Origin of the sequence: Actinoplanes teichomyceticus ATCC 31121 (genome assembly GCF_003711105.1) — a bacterium.
Classification (GTDB): Bacteria; Actinomycetota; Actinomycetes; order Mycobacteriales; family Micromonosporaceae; genus Actinoplanes; species Actinoplanes teichomyceticus.
The window spans coordinates 1133891-1153121 of the sequence record NZ_CP023865.1 but is presented as its reverse complement, the minus strand read 5'-3'; the positions used below and the strand labels follow the sequence as shown (position 1 = coordinate 1153121).

14 protein-coding genes are annotated in these 19231 nt (G+C 73.0%); 10 read left to right on the top strand and 4 right to left on the bottom strand.

What is annotated here, in order from left to right; translation table 11 throughout:
- Positions 1-169 precede the first annotated feature (169 nt).
- From ACTEI_RS05240 to ACTEI_RS36750, 4 genes are all read left to right on the top strand, one after another.
- Positions 170-1018, top strand: coding sequence for a helix-turn-helix domain-containing protein (locus tag ACTEI_RS05240; RefSeq protein ID WP_122976612.1), 849 nt, complete (start codon positions 170-172; stop codon positions 1016-1018).
- A 41-nt stretch (positions 1019-1059) separates the two neighbouring features.
- The gene (locus ACTEI_RS05235) at positions 1060-1275 is read left to right on the top strand and encodes a DUF397 domain-containing protein (protein WP_122981920.1); all 216 of its coding nucleotides are present in this window, start codon (positions 1060-1062) and stop codon (positions 1273-1275) included.
- A 237-nt stretch (positions 1276-1512) separates the two neighbouring features.
- Positions 1513-2337: a S1 family peptidase gene (locus ACTEI_RS05230; RefSeq protein WP_122976611.1), complete on the top strand. Its 825-nt coding sequence runs from the start codon at positions 1513-1515 to the stop codon at positions 2335-2337.
- Positions 2338-2545: 208 nt separating this feature from the next.
- Entirely contained in the window at positions 2546-3007 is a 462-nt protein-coding gene (locus ACTEI_RS36750) for a hypothetical protein (RefSeq protein WP_145831098.1), read from the top strand.
- 663 nt (positions 3008-3670) lie between these two features.
- On the opposite strand, the gene ACTEI_RS05225 is transcribed toward ACTEI_RS36750, so the two are convergent.
- A complete protein-coding gene (locus ACTEI_RS05225) occupies positions 3671-4015 on the bottom strand; it encodes a hypothetical protein (RefSeq protein ID WP_122976610.1) in 345 nt (114 codons plus the stop codon).
- A gap of 185 nt (positions 4016-4200) precedes the next feature.
- On the opposite strand from ACTEI_RS05225, the gene ACTEI_RS05220 reads away from it, so the two are divergent.
- The gene (locus tag ACTEI_RS05220; protein ID WP_122976609.1) at positions 4201-6033 is read left to right on the top strand and encodes a sensor domain-containing diguanylate cyclase; all 1833 of its coding nucleotides are present in this window, start codon (positions 4201-4203) and stop codon (positions 6031-6033) included.
- Between the two features lie 105 nt (positions 6034-6138).
- Complete coding sequence (locus tag ACTEI_RS05215) at positions 6139-7293, top strand: RsbRD N-terminal domain-containing protein (protein WP_122976608.1); 1155 nt, start codon at positions 6139-6141, stop codon at positions 7291-7293.
- Positions 7294-7326: 33 nt separating this feature from the next.
- Here ACTEI_RS05215 and ACTEI_RS05210 read toward each other — a convergent pair whose 3' ends face one another.
- The gene (locus ACTEI_RS05210; RefSeq protein WP_122976607.1) at positions 7327-8742 is read right to left on the bottom strand and encodes an LVIVD repeat-containing protein; all 1416 of its coding nucleotides are present in this window, start codon (positions 8740-8742) and stop codon (positions 7327-7329) included.
- A gap of 129 nt (positions 8743-8871) precedes the next feature.
- Between ACTEI_RS05210 and ACTEI_RS05205 the strand changes: the two genes are divergently transcribed.
- The 4 genes from ACTEI_RS05205 (at position 8872) to ACTEI_RS05190 (ending at position 16897) form a co-directional block, all read left to right on the top strand.
- Positions 8872-9531, top strand: a complete 660-nt coding sequence (locus ACTEI_RS05205) for a DUF305 domain-containing protein (protein WP_122976606.1) — start codon at positions 8872-8874, stop codon at positions 9529-9531.
- Positions 9532-9621: 90 nt separating this feature from the next.
- Positions 9622-10185, top strand: coding sequence for a hypothetical protein (locus tag ACTEI_RS05200; protein ID WP_122976605.1), 564 nt, complete (start codon positions 9622-9624; stop codon positions 10183-10185).
- Positions 10185-12107, top strand: coding sequence for a flotillin family protein (locus ACTEI_RS05195; protein WP_122976604.1), 1923 nt, complete (start codon positions 10185-10187; stop codon positions 12105-12107). The genes ACTEI_RS05200 and ACTEI_RS05195 overlap by 1 nt, the downstream gene beginning before the upstream one ends.
- Complete coding sequence (locus tag ACTEI_RS05190) at positions 12104-16897, top strand: DNA repair ATPase (protein ID WP_122976603.1); 4794 nt, start codon at positions 12104-12106, stop codon at positions 16895-16897. Before ACTEI_RS05195 ends, ACTEI_RS05190 begins: the two co-directional genes overlap by 4 nt.
- A 100-nt stretch (positions 16898-16997) precedes the next feature.
- Here ACTEI_RS05190 and ACTEI_RS05185 read toward each other — a convergent pair whose 3' ends face one another.
- Both ACTEI_RS05185 and ACTEI_RS05180 read right to left on the bottom strand, forming a co-directional pair.
- Positions 16998-17606: an FIMAH domain-containing protein gene (locus ACTEI_RS05185; protein WP_145831099.1), complete on the bottom strand. Its 609-nt coding sequence runs from the start codon at positions 17604-17606 to the stop codon at positions 16998-17000.
- Between the two features lie 19 nt (positions 17607-17625).
- The gene (locus ACTEI_RS05180) at positions 17626-18891 is read right to left on the bottom strand and encodes a cytochrome P450 family protein (protein ID WP_122976601.1); all 1266 of its coding nucleotides are present in this window, start codon (positions 18889-18891) and stop codon (positions 17626-17628) included.
- Positions 18892-19231 lie beyond the last annotated feature (340 nt).

Sequence of the window (19231 nt, the reverse complement as noted above, 5' to 3'; positions counted from 1 at the left end):
TCATGTCCCCAACAGCAAGGTCAATGCAAGAAGTACTAGACTTCTTATTCAGGCCCCGCTGCTCACCACCCCGATCACCGATCGTCCATTGTCGATCATGAATGGGGGTATCTGACTTGCGAGGAAGACTCGTAATATCAACTTCCTAGGGATCATTAGGGAGTCACAGGTGTCCGATATCGAGGGTCCGACACTGCGCCGCCGCCGCCTCGGCACGGAGCTCAAACGGTGCCGCGAGGCGGCCCGGCTGACCCAGCAGGAGGTGTCCAAACATTTCGAGTGGCACTCCGCGAAGGTCACCCGGATCGAGACGGCGCGCGTCGCGGTCACCCCGCGTGATGTCCGAGATCTACTGACCCTCTACCGGGTCGAGGATCCGGAGTACCGGGACGCCCTGGTCGAGCTGGCCCGGCTCTCCCGGGAACGCACCTGGTGGACCGACTACCGGGACATCATGCGACCGGGCAACTTCGTCGGGCTGGAGGCGGCCGCCACGTCCATGCGGTCCTGGGAACCGGTGCTCATTCCCGGACTCCTGCAGACCGAGGCGTACATGCGGGCTTTGATCAGTACCGGTCGGTCCAACGACCCGCCGCAGCACATCGACCGGCGGGTGTCCCTGCGGCTGACCAGGCAGAGCCGGCTGAGCGGCGAGCGGCCGCTGGAGCTCGCCGCCATCGTCGACGAGTCGGTGGTGCGCCGCGTGATCGGCGGGCCGGACGTGATGAAAGCGCAGCTCGCCCATTTGATAGAAACGTCTAGATTGCCGAATATTTCGCTGCAAATCATGCCGTTCGGCGCCGGTGAACACCCGTTCCTGGGTGGCTCCGCAACCCTTTTGGAATTCCGGGATACCACTCTTTCGGATGTTGTCTACCTCGAAGGGCTCGCGGGAGACTACTACGAGGAGCAGCCGCCTGAGGTTGCCCGATACCGGCAGGAGTTCGAGCGATTGAGCACGAAGGCGCTCGACCATCGCACTACCATAAAGATGATCGAGGGTCTGCTCACCGCTTAGCGACTCCCGAAGCACTCTCATACTGGAGGGAGGTGCACGAGTTGCTCGCGCACCAGCTCAAGGGTGCCGTCTGGAAGAAAAGCAGCCGCAGCAACGGCAACGGTGGCAACAACTGCGTCGAGGTAGCGTTCCTCGACGAGGGAATCGCCGTCCGTGACAGCAAGAACCAGACGGGGCCAGCTCTCATGTTCACGCCGGCGGAGTGGACCGCCTTCGTGGACTCTGCCAAGGACGGCGAGTTCGATATCGCTTCGTGAGCCTACCGATAGGTTCGCACCGATGGAAGACCTGTACTGAACTTCCGCGGTGCACGATCTGAAGAAAGCCGCAACACCCATCCGGGTGTTGCGGCTTTCTGTATGGTCACTCGCAGTTGCGATCCATGACCATTGACATAGAAGAATACCAATGCGAGGGTACGGGCACCGCCGATCGGTGACGATCCCCGCCCACCGGCCATGGGCTCCGTCACCTTACCGAAGGGACGACCTCGCATGCGCCTACGTCGCGCAGTCGCCGTGGTGGCCACCGCCGTCGCGGCCACCACCGCCGTTCTCGCCGGCCCCTCCCCCGCGCGGGCGGCCACCGCCGCCGGCCTGGCCTCCACCATCGCGCTGAGCAACTGCTCCGCCGCCCTGGTCCGCTACCCCACCTCGGTCAGCAGCGACCGGGCGATGATGCTCACGAACGGACACTGCTACGAGGGCGGCCTGATCCCGGCCGGCACCGTGCTGCAGAACCGCACCAGCAGCCGTTCCGGCACCCTGCTCAACGCCAGCGGCGGCTCGCTCGGCACGGTCCGCGCGGACCGCGTGCTGTACGCCACGATGACCGGCACCGACGTCGCCCTCTACCGGCTGACCAGCACCTACGCCACCATCTCCAGCCGCTACGGCGCCACCGCGCTGACCATCTCGGCCAGCCACCCGAGCGCCGGCGCCAGCATCACCATCCCGTCCAGCTACTGGAAGCGGATCTGGACCTGCAAGATCGACAGCTTCGTCGGCACGCTCCGCGAGGACGAGTGGACCTGGCGCGACTCGATCCGCTACGACGCCGCCTGCGACACCATCCACGGCACGTCCGGCTCCCCGATCGTCGACGCCACCAGCAACCAGATCGTCGGCATCAACAACACCGGCAACGACGACGGCGAGATGTGCACCCTCAACAACCCGTGCGAGGTCGCCGCGGACGGCACCACGCGGGCGTACCAGGGGCAGAGCTACGGCGAGCAGACGTACTGGTTCACCACCTGCCTGACCGGCACCCGCACCATCGACCTGAACAAGGCCGGCTGCCTGCTGACCAAGCCCTAGGCGGCCGGGCCCGCGTCCGGCCGGAGGTCCCCCGGCCGGACGCGGCCTCAACGGCCCCACGGCCGCCGGTGGGACGACGGGTTCCGCCCGCGGCCGGTCCCCCGCCACGACGCCGCTCACCGCCGGCTCCGCCGGGCCGGGCGGCGCGACGGTGGCCGGCCCGGCCGGAAGCAGATGCCGGAGCGCGCGGGCGTGCGCGGCTGCGACGATGGCCTCCTGGCAGAGGCTCTGCCAGTTGCGGCGGGCCCGCTGCGCGTCCCGCCAGGCGCTCTCCTCGGCCTCCCGGGCGCGCCGCCAGACCGCCGCCAGGTGGGCGGCTGCCGCCCGCTGGACGACCAGCTCCTGGTCCACCGGGTGCAGCCGGGCGTCCCAGCCGCCCCGGCCGGTCAGGGCATCGGCGACCGCGCTGGTCGGCAGCTCCCCGCGGTCGGCCGCGGCACGGACCACGAGATGCAGGTGGCGCTCCCGATCGGCGTACTCGGCCGGGGTCTGCTCGGTGGCCGGCGTGCCGAAAGCCGCCGCCTCCCGGCTGCGCCGTACCCGCGAATCGGCTTCCTGCCAGACCCGGAACGCCGCGTCGACGCGCTCCGCGGCCGCCTCCCAGTGGTCCTGCCAGCGATCCGCGGCGTACCCCGCCCGGACCGCCGCCGCCCGCACCTCGTCCGCGTGACGGACCGCCCGGACCGCCGCGGCCGCACGCAGCGAGCGCTCCGCGCGCCGCGCCGCGGCCCGCCGCCGGAGTCGGCCGAGAGGCGACCGGCGGGCCGCCACGGCGCCGTCCCGGTACGCACCGTGCGCCGCCGCACCCCGCCCGGGACCCGGCAACGCGGAGACATCCGCCCCGGCCTCCGCGGAGATCACCCGGGTGGCGCCGCGGGCGAGGGCCGTGCGTGCGGCGACGGCGGGCGGGCCGACCGGACCGGCGGCTGCGCAAGCCGGAGCGGCGTACGTGACAGCGGGGTCGGCCGGGACCCGGGCGGCGAACGCCGCACGCGCGAAGAAGGCGTCCAGGACGTGCCCGTCGGTCGTGTGGTGGTCGGCCGCAGCGATCTCGACCGGCGCCGGGCGGTGGGCCGGGTGGCCGATCAGGAACGCCCACGCGTCGAGCAGCGCCCGCCCCGGGTTGCGCACTCCCGCCGGGCTGGCGAGGACCGTCATCGCCGGGATGGTGGCCAGGCACAGGGCCGCCCAGATCGCCACCGGGGCCGGCTCCTGCAGCAGCATTTCGGCAAGCATGTTCATCGGACTTTCCGTTCCGCTCGTCGGGGGTCTCCGCTGGCCGGGCACGTGCACGCGACCGGGGAACGACCGCCGGGGCGGGCGCCCTCCGGGTTCAGGCGGCGGTGCGGGGCGGTGCGCGCGAGCCCGCGACGCGCGCCGAGCGCTGCGCGGGCCGGACCCGCGTGCGGTCGGTGACCGGCCGGCCGGCGACCGGCTCAGCGGGCGGAGCGATGACCTCGGCCGATGCGGCGAGGACGAACGGAGCGGCCGGCTGCGCCGAAGCGGCGCGGGCCCCAGTGGCGGCGGCGACCGATGCGCCGATGTGCTGGGCGACCGCGGAGGAGACGTCGACCGGGTGGCCGGCCGCGCCCACGGGCGCCGCGAAGAGGGTCAGCAACAGCGCCAGCAGCGCGGGCAGCGACCGCGGCACCGGGGTACGGCGCGCGGTCGGAGTCATGTCCGTCAAGGTAACCCCCTCGACGCCGGCCGGCCCGCGGACGCGGCGCGCCCGGCGAGCGGGTTCACCCGCAGGTGGAGTCGGCACGCCCGCCGGCGCCGATCACGGCGGCGGTTCGCTCACGTCCCCGGGCTCCGGGCCGATGGATTGGTTCGGACCGACGCACGTCCAGGACGGGAGCGAGCATGCGCAATAGAGCGGGCGCCGTGGACCCCGTGCTGCTCGCCCTCGTGCTGGGCGGCCTGCTGCTGATCCCGCTGTTCCTCGGCGGCTTCGGTGGTGGCGCCGCGTCCTGGACCGTGCAGACCGTGCTGGACGGGCTCGACGTCTGGTTCGCCTGGCGGTTGGCCCGCCATCCGGACGTCCCGGCGATCGGCCGCCGGTTCTGGGGCGCGGTGGTCGCCGCCTGCTGCGCCTCCGCGGTGGGCGACACCTATCAGACCCTTCTGACGTACGCCGGAGCCGGCGACCAGGTCAGCGTCGTGCAGACCGGGTTCGTGGTGACCGGCATGATCATCGTGCTGGTGGCCACCCTGCGGCACCCGCTCGGCGGCGAGGGCCGGCAGCGGCTGCGGCTCTGGCTCGACGCCGGCACCGTGCTGACCGCCGTCGCGGTCTTCCTGTGGTACTTCCTGCTGGCCGACGAGCTGCGCGGCCGGCAGGCGATCGACCGGTGGGCCGCCGCGGCGACCGCGGTGGTGATGCTGCTCATCGCGTTCGGCGTACTCAAACTGGTCCTCAGCGGCACCGCGCCGTTCAGCCGGGCGGCCGGGGTGCTGGGCAGCCTCGGCGTCGCGAGCACCGCGCTCAGCGCGTCGGTGGCCAGCGTGCTGACCAGCGGGGACCGGCCGCCGGGCGTGATGTATCTGGCCCAGCTGATTCCGTGCGTGGTCATGGCGGCCTCGTTCCGGTTGCAGCTGCTGCAGACCCGGCCGGTCGATCCGGCCCGGGGCCGGGCGCTGCGGCAGCGGCCCAGCGTGCTGCCGTACCTGGCGGTGATCGCCGTCCAGCTGCTGGTGGTGAACGCGCTCCGCGACGGCGGGCCGGATCTGCGTACCTGGGGGGTGGCGATCGGCGCGGTGGCCATCACGGCGCTCGTGCTCAGCCGCCAGCTTTCCGCGGTCCGCGACAACGAGCAGCTGCTCACCGAGCTCGACCGGCAACGGGAGTGGTTCCGGGCGCTGGTGCAGAACACCTCGGATCTGACCGTTGTGGTCAGGCTCGACGGCACCGTGGAGTACGCCACCCCGGCCGCCCGGCGGGTGCTCGGCGTGCCCGCGGAGGAGCTGGTCGGCACCTCGTTGCACGACCGCACGCACCCGGACGACATGCCCACGGTGCGGAGGCACGTGGCGTGGCAGGCGGAGAACCCGGGGCAGAGCACGGGGGCCCAGGTACGGTGGCGCCACGCCGACGGTACGTACCGCTGGCTGGATCTGATCAGCACGGACCTGAGCCGGAACCCGCACGTGCGGGGCGTGGTGATCAACGCCCGGGACGCCAGCGAGGCCCGCGCCCTGCACGACGAGCTGCAGCGGCAGGCCACCCGCGACGCGCTGACCGGGCTGGCCAACCGGGTGCTGCTGCAACGCCGGATCGACGAGGCGGCCGGCGCCCCGGATCGGGCCCCGGTCAGCATGCTGCTGATCGACCTGGACGGGTTCAAGGCGATCAACGACCGGCACGGGCACCACGCCGGCGACCAGGTGCTGGTGATCGTCGCCGAGCGGCTGGGCGGGCTGCTCGGCGCCGGGGAGATGGCCGCGCGGCTGGGCGGGGACGAGTTCGCGGTGCTGCTGCCCGGCACCGGGCCGCGGGAGGCGGCGGCCCTGGCCGACCGGATCGCCGCCGTGGCCGCCGAGCCCATGCTGGTCAACAACCGCTGGCTGACCGTGGGCGCCAGCGTCGGGGTGGCCTCGGGCCGCCCGGGCGAGGGCGACCGGCTGCTGCGCGAGGCGGACGCCGAGATGTACCGGCGCAAGCACGACCGCAAGGCCCACCAGACCTCGCTGCGCTGACCCGGCGGCGGCGCCGTCAGCGTCGCGGTGGAGGCGTTTCCATCGATGTCGATAACTGTTACGTTGCGGTAACCGTGGGAGAACAATCGTCTCGATGGGCGACGGATGACTGCGAACGCGCTCACCACCCTGGTTCACGCCCTGGTCGCCGATCCCCGGCTGGTGGACGACGTGGTCGCCTCGGCACGGGCGCAGTCGCCGGAGGCGGCCCGGCTGCCGCCGGCCGAGAGCCGCCGGCACGTGGCCGCCCTGATCACCGCCGGCTGCACGGCGTTCCTGCGCGCCGGCGAGCCCGATGACGAGGACTTCGCCGACGCGGTGCGGTTCGGGGCGGAGGGCGCGGCACTCGGCGTGCCGGTCGGGGCGCTGCTGTCCGGGGTGCACGGCGGGCGCAGCCGGATCCTGGAGATCGCCATCGCCCGGGGCCGGGCCGCCGGGCTGCCGGACCACGTGCTGCTGCAGGGCCTGCTGCGCCTGGACCGGTACGGCAACGCCCTGGAACGGCACGTGCTGGACGGATACCGGACCGCGCAGCGGCAACTGGACACCGACCGGCGGGCGGCCCGGATGCGGGTGCTACGGCACCTGCTGCTCGGCCCGGACCGCGCCGACGGGACGGACCCCGGTGGCGACCTGGGCCGGTTCGGGCTGACCGTCGAGGGGCGGTACCACTGCGTGGTGTCGGATGCCACGGATCCGGCGCGGGTGCGCGAGCTGGAGCAGGCGTTCGCGCGCTGCGGCGGCGTGCTGGCGCCGGTCGGCGGGCGGCTGAGCGGCCTGACGCCACGGCTGCCGGGGTGTGCCGGGGGGACGCCGCCGGCGCTGGTCGTGAGCACTCCGCCGGTACCGTTGACCGGCGCGGCCGCCGCGCACCGTCTCGCCCTCGCCGCGCTGCACGCGGCTCGCGTCCGCGGGATGACCGGGCCGCACGGGGTGACCGGTCTGGCCGGGGAGACCGCGCTGGCCGGGCAGCCGATGCTGGCCGGTTTCCTGCGCGACGAGCTGCTGGGCGCGCTGGACCCGGCCGACGACTTCCACCGGGATCTGGCCGGGACCGCGCTGGCCTACCTGGACCGGGGGCAGCGGCTGGACCTGACCGCCGGGTCGCTGCATCTGCATCCGAACACGGTCCGTTACCGACTGCGGCGGCTGCACGAGCTGACCGGTTTCGGGGCGGCCGGCGAGCAGCTCACCGTGCTGGAGACGGTGCGCTGGTGGTGGGCGCTGTGGGCGTGGTCGCAGGCGGCCTTCGCGGAGTGAGGCCGGCCCGGCGGGCCGGCCTCACTCCATGCCTCACCAGGTGCGGTAGTCGTCCTGGGTCTGCGCGTTGAACTGCCGGGCGCGGAAGTGCGCCGCGCCGCGCAGCCGGCGGTCGTCGACCTTCAGCACGTCCAGGCCCTTCTGGATGTCACTGGAGTAGATGTGGCCGTTGTACCAGTACGCCGACCAGGAGCCGCCGAAGGCCGGGCGCTCGATGCTCAGCGGCCCGCGCTCCCAGTACGCGATCTCCACCGGCTTGCGCGAGTCGGTGAAGTCCCAGACCGAGATGCCGCCCTGGTACCAGGCCTGCACCATGATGTCGCGTCCGGGCACCGGGATCAGCGAACCGTTGTGCGCCACGCAGTTCTCGGTGGCGGCGTTCTCCCGCGGGATCTTGAAGTAGCTGCGGAACTCCAGCGTGAGCCGCTTGCCCTTGCCGACGATGTCGTAGATCGCGTCCGCGCCGCGTTCCGGGCCGACGGTCGGGTTGCACGTCGCGCCCCCGCCACCGCCCAGCTCGTCGGTGAAGACGACCTTGGTGCCGTTGTTGTTGAACGTGGCGGAGTGCCAGAACGCGAAGTTCTCGGTGTCCCGGACCGTGGTGATCACCGTGGGCGCCACCGGATTGCGGATGTCGAACAGCACGCCGTCGCCCATGCACGCGCCCGCCGCGATGCCCCGCTGCGGGTACGCCGTGATGTCGTGGCACCCGGTGGTCGCCGAGCTGTCCTCGTCGCCCTCGAAGCCACCGTCCGGGAACAGCACCGGGGTCGCCACCACGGCCGCGGCCGCGGGGTCACGCAGCGGCACCTTCACGATGGAGATCTTGTCGTGCGGCAGCGCGCAGTTGGGCACGCTGGCGCGCGACAGGTTGTACGACGAGACGTACAGGTAGACCGACCGGTCCCGGCCGCGGCCGGGCACCAGCGTCTCGGTGTGCGAGCCGCAGTCGGTCTTGACGGCGGCGACGTAGCGCGGGTTCAGCGGGTCGCTGACGTCGAAGACCTTGATGCCCTCCCAGCGCGGGGTCTCCGCCGGCGCGCTGGCCGGCACCGGGGCGCTGTTGCACGAGTCGTCCGAGCGCTGCGAGTCGGTGGCGAGGAACAGCAGGTCGCCGTGGATGGACAGGTCGTTCTGCGACCCGGGGCAGACCACCTGGGTGGCGATCCGCGGGTGGCGCGGGTCGCTGATGTCGTAGACGGTGAAGCCGTTGTAGTTGCCGCCGAACGCGTACGTCCCGCGGAAGGCCCAGTCGGTGTTGTACGAGTTCTCCGCGGCGAACGGGCCGCCGGTCTTGTTGTCGACGTGACCGACCTGGGTGATGTTCGGGCTGCTGACGATCTCGTCCACGCCCGGCACGGTGGTCGTGCCGGCCCGGGCGGGTGCGGCGGTCACCAGGCCGAGCAGGACGGTGATGGCGGCCAGCCCTCGTGAGGCCAGATGCTTCATGGAGCTCCTTCCGGCTGCGAGCCACCGGCGACCCGCATGTGGGTGTGCGCGTCCCACCGACGGCATCGATGGCTCTCGTTACGATAGCCGCCGGAGCCGGGTGGCGGGACGTGCGGCGGGAGAGAATCGATGGATCGGCAACGAGGGTGGGCCTGGGCCGCGGCGGGCGCGGCGCTGCTCGGCGCGGTGGTCGTCGTGCTGCTGGTCCGGGCCCCGCAGGAGCGGCCGACGACCGCGACGGCGTCGGCCCCACCGGTTCGGGTGGTGCTGCCCGGGCGGCCCGGAGAGTCCGCGCAGGTGTCCGACTCCGATCGGGTGCGGGCGCCGGACGGATCGGCGTACAACTCGCTCGACGTGGCGTACGCGCAGATGATGATCGCGCACCACGCGCAGGCGGTCGAGATGGCCGGGCTGGCCGCGGACCGGGCCGGCAGCACCCGGCTGCGCGCGCTCGCCGCCCGTATCAGCGCCGCCCAGGGTCCCGAGATCGGGGTGCTGCGCGCCTGGCTGAAGGACCGCGGGCAGCCGGAGAGCGACCCCGGCCACGACCACGGTGACATGCCCGGGATGCAGACGCCGGCCGCGATCGGCGCACTGACCGCGGCCCGGGGCGCGGACTTCGACCGCCGCTTCGTCGTCATGATGATCGCCCACCACCGCGGCGCCCAGCAGATGGCCGGGGACCTGCTGCGCAGCGGGGCGGATCAGCGACTGTCCGAAATGGCCAACGAGACGGCGGTCGAGCAGGGCAGCGAGATCCGCCGCCTGAAAGATCTCGGCCTGACCTGACCCGGGCCGCCCGCGCCGCGACCGCTGGACAGCCACGATTGACGAGGGCTGTCACCCTGTGGGCCGCTACCGGGAGGACGGGACGGGCTCATGGGGAACGGATTCATCGAGGCTGCGCTGAGCTTCCCGACCGTCCTGCTGACGCCGCTGCTGATCCTGGTCGTCGGGTACTGGATCGTGGTGATCGCCGGCGGCGCCGACCCGGAGGCCGGAAGCGAGGCCGGCGCGCTGCTCGGGATTCCGGCGCCGGTCTTCGTGTCGCTGCTGGTGGCGCTGGCCTGGTTCGGGACGCTGGCCGGCGCGCAGTGGCACGGGGCGGTCCCGCTCGGCGTGATCCCGGTCGCCGCCCTGGTGGCCGCCGCGGCCGTCACCCGGCTGGTCGCGATCCCGCTGCGCCGGCTGCTGCCCACCGGGCCGGACGCCTCCCGCGCGGACTTCGTCGGTCTCACCTGCGTCATCCGCACCGGGCGGGTGACCACGACGTTCGGCCAGGCCGAGGTCCGCGCCCCGGACGGCTCCTCGGCGATCGTCCAGGTCCGCCAGGCCGGCGCCGACCGGCTGACCGCCGGCACCGTCGCCCTCATCTACGACACCGACCCGGAGGGCGAGTTCTTCTGGGTCGTTCCCGCCGACATCGCCAGGAAAGGCCTTTGATGGACGTTGTCTCCACCGGTCTCGGTGTGCTCATCGCCGTCGTCGTACTCGTCGTGATCGGCGTGCTGTTCTTCCTCAGCCGGATGTTCCGGAAGGTGGAGCAGGGCAAGGCGCTGATCGTCAGCAAGGTGCGCCGGGTGGACGTCACCTTCACCGGCGCGGTGGTGCTGCCCGTCCTGCACAAGGCCGAGGTCATGGACATCTCGGTGAAGACGATCGAGATCTCCCGCACCGGCCGGGAGGGCCTGATCTGCCGGGACAACATCCGCGCCGACATCCGGATCACCTTCTTCGTCCGGGTCAACAAGACCACCGAAGACGTGATCAAGGTGGCGCAGGCGATCGGCACCAGCCGGGCCAGCAACGAGTCGACGCTGCAGGAGCTGTTCAACGCGAAGTTCTCCGAGGCGCTCAAGACCGTCGGCAAGCAGCTCGATTTCGTCGACCTCTACACCAAGCGCAACGACTTCCGGGACCAGATCATCGAGGTGATCGGCACCGATCTGAACGGCTACAGCCTCGAGGACGCGGCCATCGACTTCCTCGAACAGACCCCGCTCACCTCGCTGGACCCGAAGAACATCCTGGACGCCCAGGGCATCCGGAAGATCACCGAGCTGACCGCGATCGAGGCGGTGCGCACCAACGACTTCCGGCGCAACGAGGAGAAGGAGATCACCCGGCAGGACGTGGACGCCCGCGAGGCGATCCTCGAACTGGAGCGCCGCAAGGCGGACGCGGAGATCAAGCAGCGGCGGGAGATCGAGACCGTCCGGGCCCGCGAGGAGGCCGAGATCGCGCTGGCCCGGGCGGAGGAGACGCTGCGTGCCGAGGCCGCCCGGCTGCGCACCGAGCAGCAGCTCGGCGTGCAGCAGGAGAACAAGAACCGGGAGATCGCGGTCGCCGAGAAGAACCGCGAGCGGGTCATCGCGATCGAGACCGAGCGCATCGAGAAGGACCGGATGCTGGAGGTGATCGGCCGCGAGCGGGAGACCGAGCTGTCCACCATCGCCAAGGACAAGGAGGTCGAGACCGAGAAGCGGTCGATGGCCGAGGTGATCCGGGAGCGGATCGTGGTGGAGAAGACGGTCGCCGAGCAGGAGGAGAACATCAAGCGCCTGCGCACCGTCGAGGAGGCCGAGCGGACCCGCCAGGCGGTCGTCATCCAGGCCGAGGCGCAGGCGCAGGAGGCCCTGGTCAAGGACATCAAGGCGGCGGAGGCCGCGGAGGCCGCGGCCCAGTTCAAGGCCCGTGAGCAGCTGCTGCTGGCCGAGGCCCGGCAGCAGTCGGCGGAGCTGGACGCCCGCGCCAAGATCCGGCTGGCCGAGGGTCTGCAGGCGGAGGCGGCCGCGGCCGGCCTGGCCGACGTCCAGGTCCGCGAGCGTGACGCCGAGGTGATCGAGAAGACCGGTCGCGCCGAGGCCGCCGTGGAGCGGGAGAAGGCGCTGGTCGCCGCCGAGGCGATCAAGGAGAGGCTGAAGGGCGAGGCCGAGGGTCTGCAGCAGAAGGCCGGCGCGATGGCCACGCTCGACGACGTCACCCGGGCGCACGAGGAGTACCGCCTGCGGCTGGAGACCGAGAAGGAGATCCGGCTGGCCGGCATCAACGTGCACAAGGAGATCGCCGAGGCGCAGGCCTTGGTGCTCGCGGCCGGGCTGGAGAAGGCGGACATCGACATCGTCGGCGGCGACTCGGTCTTCTTCGACAAGCTGGTCGGCTCGATCGCGCTGGGCAAGAGCATCGACGGGTTCGTCGAGCACAGCTCGGTGGCGCAGACCGTCGGCGCCCGCTACCTCGGCGGCGACGGCGACCTCGCCGAGGACCTGCGCAAGGTGGCCGGTGCGGTCTCCACCGCGGACGTCGCCAACCTCAGCGTGGCGGCGGCGGTGGCCAACTCCGTCCGGAAGGACCGGGCTGAGTGACCATCGACGCGGGCACCTATGAGGTGCTGCGGACCCGGCTCGGCGCCAAGGCGCGGGAACTGGCCGCGCGGGCCGAGACGCTGAACGACCGCCGGGTCGAGGCCTTCGGCGCCCAGCAGACCGAGTTGCTGGGCGCCGACCGGATCCGGACCGCCAACAGCAGCGTCCCGGCCGACATCGCACCGGCCGGCGAGGCGCTGCTGTTCGGGGCGAACGCGTTCCTCGGGATGAAGGCCGAGACCTCGGTCGAGGACGTGTTCACCGTGGTGGACCGCGACCTCCAGCCGGCGCAGGCGCCCGGGCTGCTGGACGACCCGGGCTTCCGCCGGGACTTCGCCGAGCTGTACCGCTACTACCGGCAGACCCGGCTGCGGCAGCTGCGCCGGCTCGAGGGGCTGCTGCTGGCCGTCTTCCAGACCGGCGCGCGCGCCGACGACCTCAAGGTGCTGCGCTGGCGGGTCGGCCTCGACGGATCGGTGACCTACCAGGACGCGCGCGGGGATCGCGACCACGTGCTCCCGCCCACGCACGACTTCACCTGGACGCCGACCACCCGCGAGCAGCACGTGCCGGGCCGGCACCCGCACGTGTCGATCGAGGACGAGGTGTTCGTCGAGACGGTCGGCGGCACCCTGACCGTCAAGGTGGAGAACAACACCGAGGACGGCGAGGGCGTCTTCTCCGAGCCGGTGGACGAGCCGCTGCAGAGCCTGGCGGACGCGGAGATCGCGTACGCCCGGGTCGGGCCGCTGATCCTGCTGCGCGTGCTGCCGTACCAGGAGACCACCTACCGGCACCTGGTGTTCAACACCCGCACCCGGGACGTGCGCCGGCTGGACGGCATCGGCCAGGCGTGCCGCCGGCTGCCCGAGGACCAGGGCGTCATCTTCCCCGGCGGGTACTACCTGTCCACCGGGGTGGCCAAGACGTTCGACCAGGACACCAGCGGGCTGGCGTTCGAGCGGGTGATCCGCTCGGTCAACGGCGAGGACGTGCTGCACGTCTTCCACGACGCCGGGTCCGGGCGGTACCTGCTGCTGCCGTACAACGTGATCCGCAAGGAGGTGGCGACGCCGATCGCGGGCCACGGCTACGCGATCTTCGATGACGGCACGCTGGTGGTGTTGCGCAGTCCCGGCGACGAACCGGCGCGCGTGCACCCGGTGCAGATGTGGCGGACGCCGTACGTCTCGGACGCCCACGCCGCCGCCCAGCCCGCCGCCACCGGGCCGCTCGGCCGGATCGGCAACGCCGACCTGGTCCGGGGCATCGCCGACGCGCTCTCGGTGACCCGGATGGTGGACGAGATGTCCGCCGCCGGGCCGGTCTTCGAGGCGATCATCGCGGCCTGCACCCGGGCCTTCGACACCTACCACTGGCTGGCCGATCCGGAGTTGGAGAACCTCGCCGCGCCGCTGGCCGAGGTGCGCGCCACGGCCGTCCAGGTGCTCGACGAGTTCGCCTCGGTGCAGGCGCTGACCGAGCAGGCGGCGCAGGCCCTGGCGAGGGCGGAGACGGCCGCGGACACGCTGATCCGGCGCGCCGGGTCGGAGGCGCCGGCCACCACCGGCGGCTGGGTGAGCCGGCTCGCCGAGCTGCGCCGGGAGCGCGGAAAGCTCGCCGGCCTGCGGGAGATGCGTTACGCGGACGTCGCCGCGCTGGACCGGATCACCGACGCGCTGGTCCGCGCGACCGACGAGACCGCCCGCCGGGCGGTCGAGTTCCTGCGCCGGCCGGACGCGTTCGCCGACTACCAGGCCGGGGTGCAGGAGCTGACCGCCCAGGCGAGCGGCATCGGCACGGTGGCCGAGGCGGAACCGGTCGCGGCCCGGATCACCGAGCAGTCCGACGGCCTGCAGGTGGTCACCGAGGTGGTCGGCGGGCTGGAGATCGCCGACGCCACCGTGCGGGTGTCCGTCCTGGAGCGCATCGGCGCGGTGCTGGGCGGGCTGAACCGGGCCCGGGCCACCCTGGAGAGCCGCCGCCGCGAGCTGGCCGCGGTCGAGGGCCGGGCCGCGTTCGCCGCCGAATTCGCGCTCCTCGGCCAGTCGGTGGCCGCCGCGCTCGCGGCCGCGGACACCCCGCAGCGCTGCGACGAGCACCTGGCCCGGCTGATGGCGCAGGTGGAGACGCTGGAGACCCGGTTCGGCGACGTCGACGACGCGGGCGAGCGGCTGGCCGCCAAACGCACCGAGGTGTACGAGGCGATCGCCGGCCGCCGCCAGTCGCTGGTCGACGAGCGGGCCCGGCGCGCCGACAGACTGGCCGACTCGGCCCGCCGGATCCTGGACGTGGTGCACCGCCGGATCACCACGCTGCGCGACCCGGACGAGGTGAACACGTACTTCGCCACCGATCCGATGGTGGCCAAGGTCGGGTCGGTCGCCGCGCAGCTGCGCGCCGGTGGCGACACGGTCCGCGCCGAGGAGCTCGACGGGCGGCTCAAGGCGGCGCGCCAGGAGGCCGGCCGGGCGCTGCGGGACCGGCTCGACCTGTTCGGGGACGGCGGGATCCGGCTGGGCCGGCACACCTTCGCCGTCAACGAGCAGGCGATCGACCTGACCCTGGTGCCGCACGACGGCGGCCTGGCGTACGCGATCACCGGCACCAACTACCGCGCGCCGGTCCTCGACCCGGCCTTCGCCCAGACCCGCCGGTTCTGGGACCAGCCGCTGATCTCCGAGTCCCGGGACCTGTACCGGGCCGAGCATCTGGCCGCGGCGATCCTCGCCGAGGATCCGGCCGCCGCGGCCGCCGCCCAGGTCGGCGGCACGTTGCGGGACCTGGTGCGCCGCGCCGCCGAGCAGCGGTACGACGAGGGGTACGAGCGCGGCGTGCATGACGCCGACGCCACCACGATCCTGGACGCGCTGCTGCGCCTGCACGCCGCGGCCGGGCTGCTGCGGTTCGACGCGTCCATGCGGGCCGAGGCGCAGCTGTTCTGGGCGCTGCGCACCACGCCCGAGCAGCGCCGGCTCTGGTCCCTGCGGGCCTCCTCGCTGGTCCGGGCCCGGGAGCTGTTCGGCTCGGCCGGGCCGGCCCTGGACGAGCTGCGCTCCGAGCTGGACACCGCGGCGGGCGCGCCGGTCGGCGGGTACCTGGTCGAGGAGTTGGCCGCCGGGCACGGCTTCGCCACCAGCGCGGGCGCACGCACCCTGCTGGACCGGTTCCACCGCAAGCCGGGTGGCGCGCGATTCACCGACGATCTGCGGACCCTGGAGTCCGACCCGGCGGCCCGGCGTCAGCTGGCGCACGCCTGGCTGTCGGCGTTCCTGGCGGCCGAGCCGGACGCGGGCCGGGCATCCGATGTGGACGAGGCGGTGGCCGTCGAGCTCACCGGGACCGCGCTGACCCGCTACGACGTGTCGGCGGCCACCCGGGAGACGGTGTCCGGGCTGCTCGGGGTGCACCCCCGGATCACCGACGGGCACCTGGACATCCGCATCGACGAGCTGCTGCCGCGGGCCGCCGAGTTCCGGACCGTCCGGATGCCCGCCTACCGGGCGTACCAGAGGCAGCGGGCCGCGCTGGCCGCCGCCGAACGCGACCGGCTGCGGCTGGACGAGTTCCGGCCGCGGGTGCTGACCACGTTCGTGCGCAACCGGCTGCTCGACGAGGTCTACCTGCCGCTGATCGGCGACAACCTGGCCCGGCAGCTGGGCGCGGCCGGCGACGACAAGCGGACCGACCGGTCGGGACTGCTGCTGCTGATCTCCCCGCCCGGCTACGGCAAGACCACGCTGATGGAGTACGTCGCGGACCGGCTCGGCCTGGTCTTCGTCAAGGTCAACGGGCCGGCGCTGGGGCACGGCGTCACCTCGCTGGACCCGGCCGACGCCCCGGACGCCACCGCGCGGCAGGAGGTGGAGAAGATCTCGCTGGCCCTCGAGATGGGCACCAACGTGCTGCTCCACCTCGACGACATCCAGCACACCAACCCCGAGCTGCTGCAGAAGTTCATCTCGCTGTGCGACGCGCAGCGCCGGATGGAGGGCGTCTGGAACGGCCGGACCCGCACGTACGACCTGCGGGGCAAGCGGTTCGCGGTGTGCATGGCGGGCAACCCGTACACCGGGAGCGGGCGGCGGTTCCGGATCCCGGACATGCTCGCCAACCGGGCCGACGTGTGGAACCTGGGCGACGTGCTGGCCGGCCGCGAGGACCTGTTCGCGCTGTCCTATCTGGAGAACGCGCTGACCTCGAACACCGTGCTGGCGCCACTGGCCGCGCGCGACGCCGGGGACCTGCCGCTGCTGCTGCGGCTGGCCGACGGTGACGAGACGGCTCGGGCGGACCGGTTGTCGTACCCGTATACGGCGGCCGAGCTGGAGCAGATCCTCGCCGTGCTGCGCCGGATGCGGCGGGTGCAGCGGGTGGTGCTGCGGGTCAATCAGGCGTACATCGCGTCGGCGGCGCAGGCCGGCGCGAGCCGCACCGAACCGCCGTTCCAGCTGCAGGGTTCCTATCGCGACATGAACAAGCTCGCCGAGCGCATCGTGCCGGCGATGAACGACGACGAGCTGGAGCGGGTGCTCGACGACCACTACCGGGGCGAGGCGCAGACCCTGACCGGCGGCGCGGAGGCGAACCTGCTGAAACTGGCCGAGATCCGCGGCCGGCTGGATCCGGCACGGGCCGCACGGTGGGCCGAGGTCAAGGCCGGTTACCTGCGCGAGCAGGCGCTGGGCGGGACCGACGCGGATCCGATGGTGCGCGCGGCGGGCGCGGTGGCGCTGGTGGCCGACCGGGTCGCGGGGGTGGAGGCGGCGATCGGCCGGCTCGCCGGGTGAGGCGCGGTGGTCCCGCCGCGGCGCCGGCCCGGCGGGACAGCCGTCGCCCGGGCGTGGCCGGGCCGAGCCGGTCTGGCGGCCGGCGCCGCCGCGGCGACCGTCACAGCGGCGGGAGTTGCCGCGCCAGCAGGCCGGCGCCACGGGCCAGGGCGTCGAACCCGTCCTGGCTGATGTCGCCGTCCCGGTGCAGGCCGACCAGTTTCTTGGCGAAGTCCTTGAGCCGGCGCGCGGCTGCCTCCGGCTCGTTCCGGCGCAGCTGCTCGGCCACCCTGCGCAGCCGCTTGGTCAGCGACTCGGCGTCGTCGCGCTCCAGCTGCTCGCGCCGGACCAGCAGGTTGATCTCGCGCTGCATCTGGGCGAGCAGGGCGCCGGGCCGGACCTGCCGGGTGGCGACCGGCTCAGCGGTGGCCGCTGGCGGGGCGGCCGGTGACGTGGTGGTGGCCTCGGCGGTCGCCTCCGGCTCGGTGGTGGTCACGACGGGCGCCGCAGCGGAGGCGGTCACCGGGGCGGCGGCCGGCGCCGGGGTGTCGTCGTCCGGGTCGGACACCGCCCAGTAGCCGATCGACAGCGCCAGGAAGGCGCCGGCCGAGCCGAGCACGATCCGCCGGCGCCGGCCGGCCACCTGCTCCCGGCTGCGCTCGGCCACCGTCGGCAGCACCGCCGTGGGCCAGTGCGGGGCGGACGGTCGTGGATCATGGCGGTCGGACACGGCCGACATCATGCCGCTTTCACAGAACGACCGGCAACCGCTCCAGGCCGCGCACCACCAGGCCGGGCCGCCAGCGCAGCTGGTGCACCGGGACGCCGAGCCGCAGGTCCGGGTGCCGGTCCAGCAGCGCGGTGAACGCGATCTGCGCCTCCAGCCGGGCCAGCGGGGCGCCCAGGCAGTAGTGGATGCCGTGCCCGAACGCCAGGTGGTGCGCGGGTGGCCGGTCCAGGCGCAGCTCGTCGGCGTGCGGGAAGTGGTCGGCGTCCCGGTTGGCGGACAGCAGCACGACCACCACCGGGTCGCCGGCCGGGATGGTCACGCCGCCGATCTCCACGTCCTCGGTGGCGATCCGGAAGGTGGCCGTCTCCACCGGACCCTCATACCGGAGGAACTCCTCGATCGCGCCCGGCAGCAGCGCGCGGTCCGCGCGCAACCGCTCCCACCCCGCACGGTCGCGCAACAGCAGGTAGACGCCGTTGCCGATCAGGTTGACGGTGGTCTCGTGCCCGGCCACCAGCAGCAGGAAGACCATCGAGGACAGCTCCTGCTCGGTCAGCCGGTCCCGCGCGTCGCGCACCTGGATCAGCCCGGACAGCAGGTCGTCGCCCGGCTCGGCGCGGCGCTCGGCGATCAGGGCGTGGATGTACCGGACCATCGCCTCGATCGCCGGGGCCAGCCGCGGGCCCGCCTGCGAGCCGGCCACCACCGCGTTCGACCAGTCGCGGAAGTCGTCGCGGTCCTCGACCGGCACCCCGAGCAGCTCGCAGATCACCTGGATGGGCAGCGGGAAGGCGAACGCGTCGATCAGGTCGGCCTCGGTCTCGCCGTCGATCGCGTCCAGCAGCTCGGTGGCGATCTGCTCGATGCGCGGGCGCAGCGCCTCGATCCGGCGGGCGGTGAAGGCGGCCGAGACCAGGCGGCGCAGCCGGGTGTGGTCCGGCGGGTCGACCGCCAGCATGTGCTGGGAGATCGCGGCGCCGATCCCGGGCGCCAGGTCGCCGGCCGACGCGGCGCCGGCCGTCCGGGAGCCGCCCACGGCGGGCGCTCCGGTCGCGGCGCGCCCCTGGCCGGTGGCCAGGCCGGACCCCATCGGGTACGACCGTTTGGACAGTCGCGGGTCGGCCAGCGCCCGCCGGGCGTCGTCGTAGCGGGTGATCACCCAGGCCGGCAGGCCACTGGGGAGCCGGGCGCGGCGGACCGGCCCGGTGCGGCGCCAGGACGCGTACGCCGGGTGCGGGTCCGCCTGGAATGCCGGGTCGCCCAGGTCGACGATCTCCTGCGTCATCGTTCCCTCCGTGGATCGGTATCGACTGCCGACAATACCGGCTATCCGGGGGCAGAACGCGCAGATCGCTCGTTCGCCGCACGGCGTGCCACCCGTGTTCGCGCAGGGTCGCTCCGGCGGGTGAGCCGCCCGTCAGCCGCCGCAGCGGCGCGGCGAGCGCGGCGGGCGCACCGGCAGGCGGGGCCGGCGCGGTGCGGGGCGGACCGGGCGCTCCGACCCGACGAAGGTACTTTGAGTGATCGCAACGATACGGGGGTGCAACGGGTCGGCGCTGGCCACAGTGACGGTTTCCCTTCCGGGAGCGGCTCGGGTGTCCACTATGCGCCACGACTGGCGGATC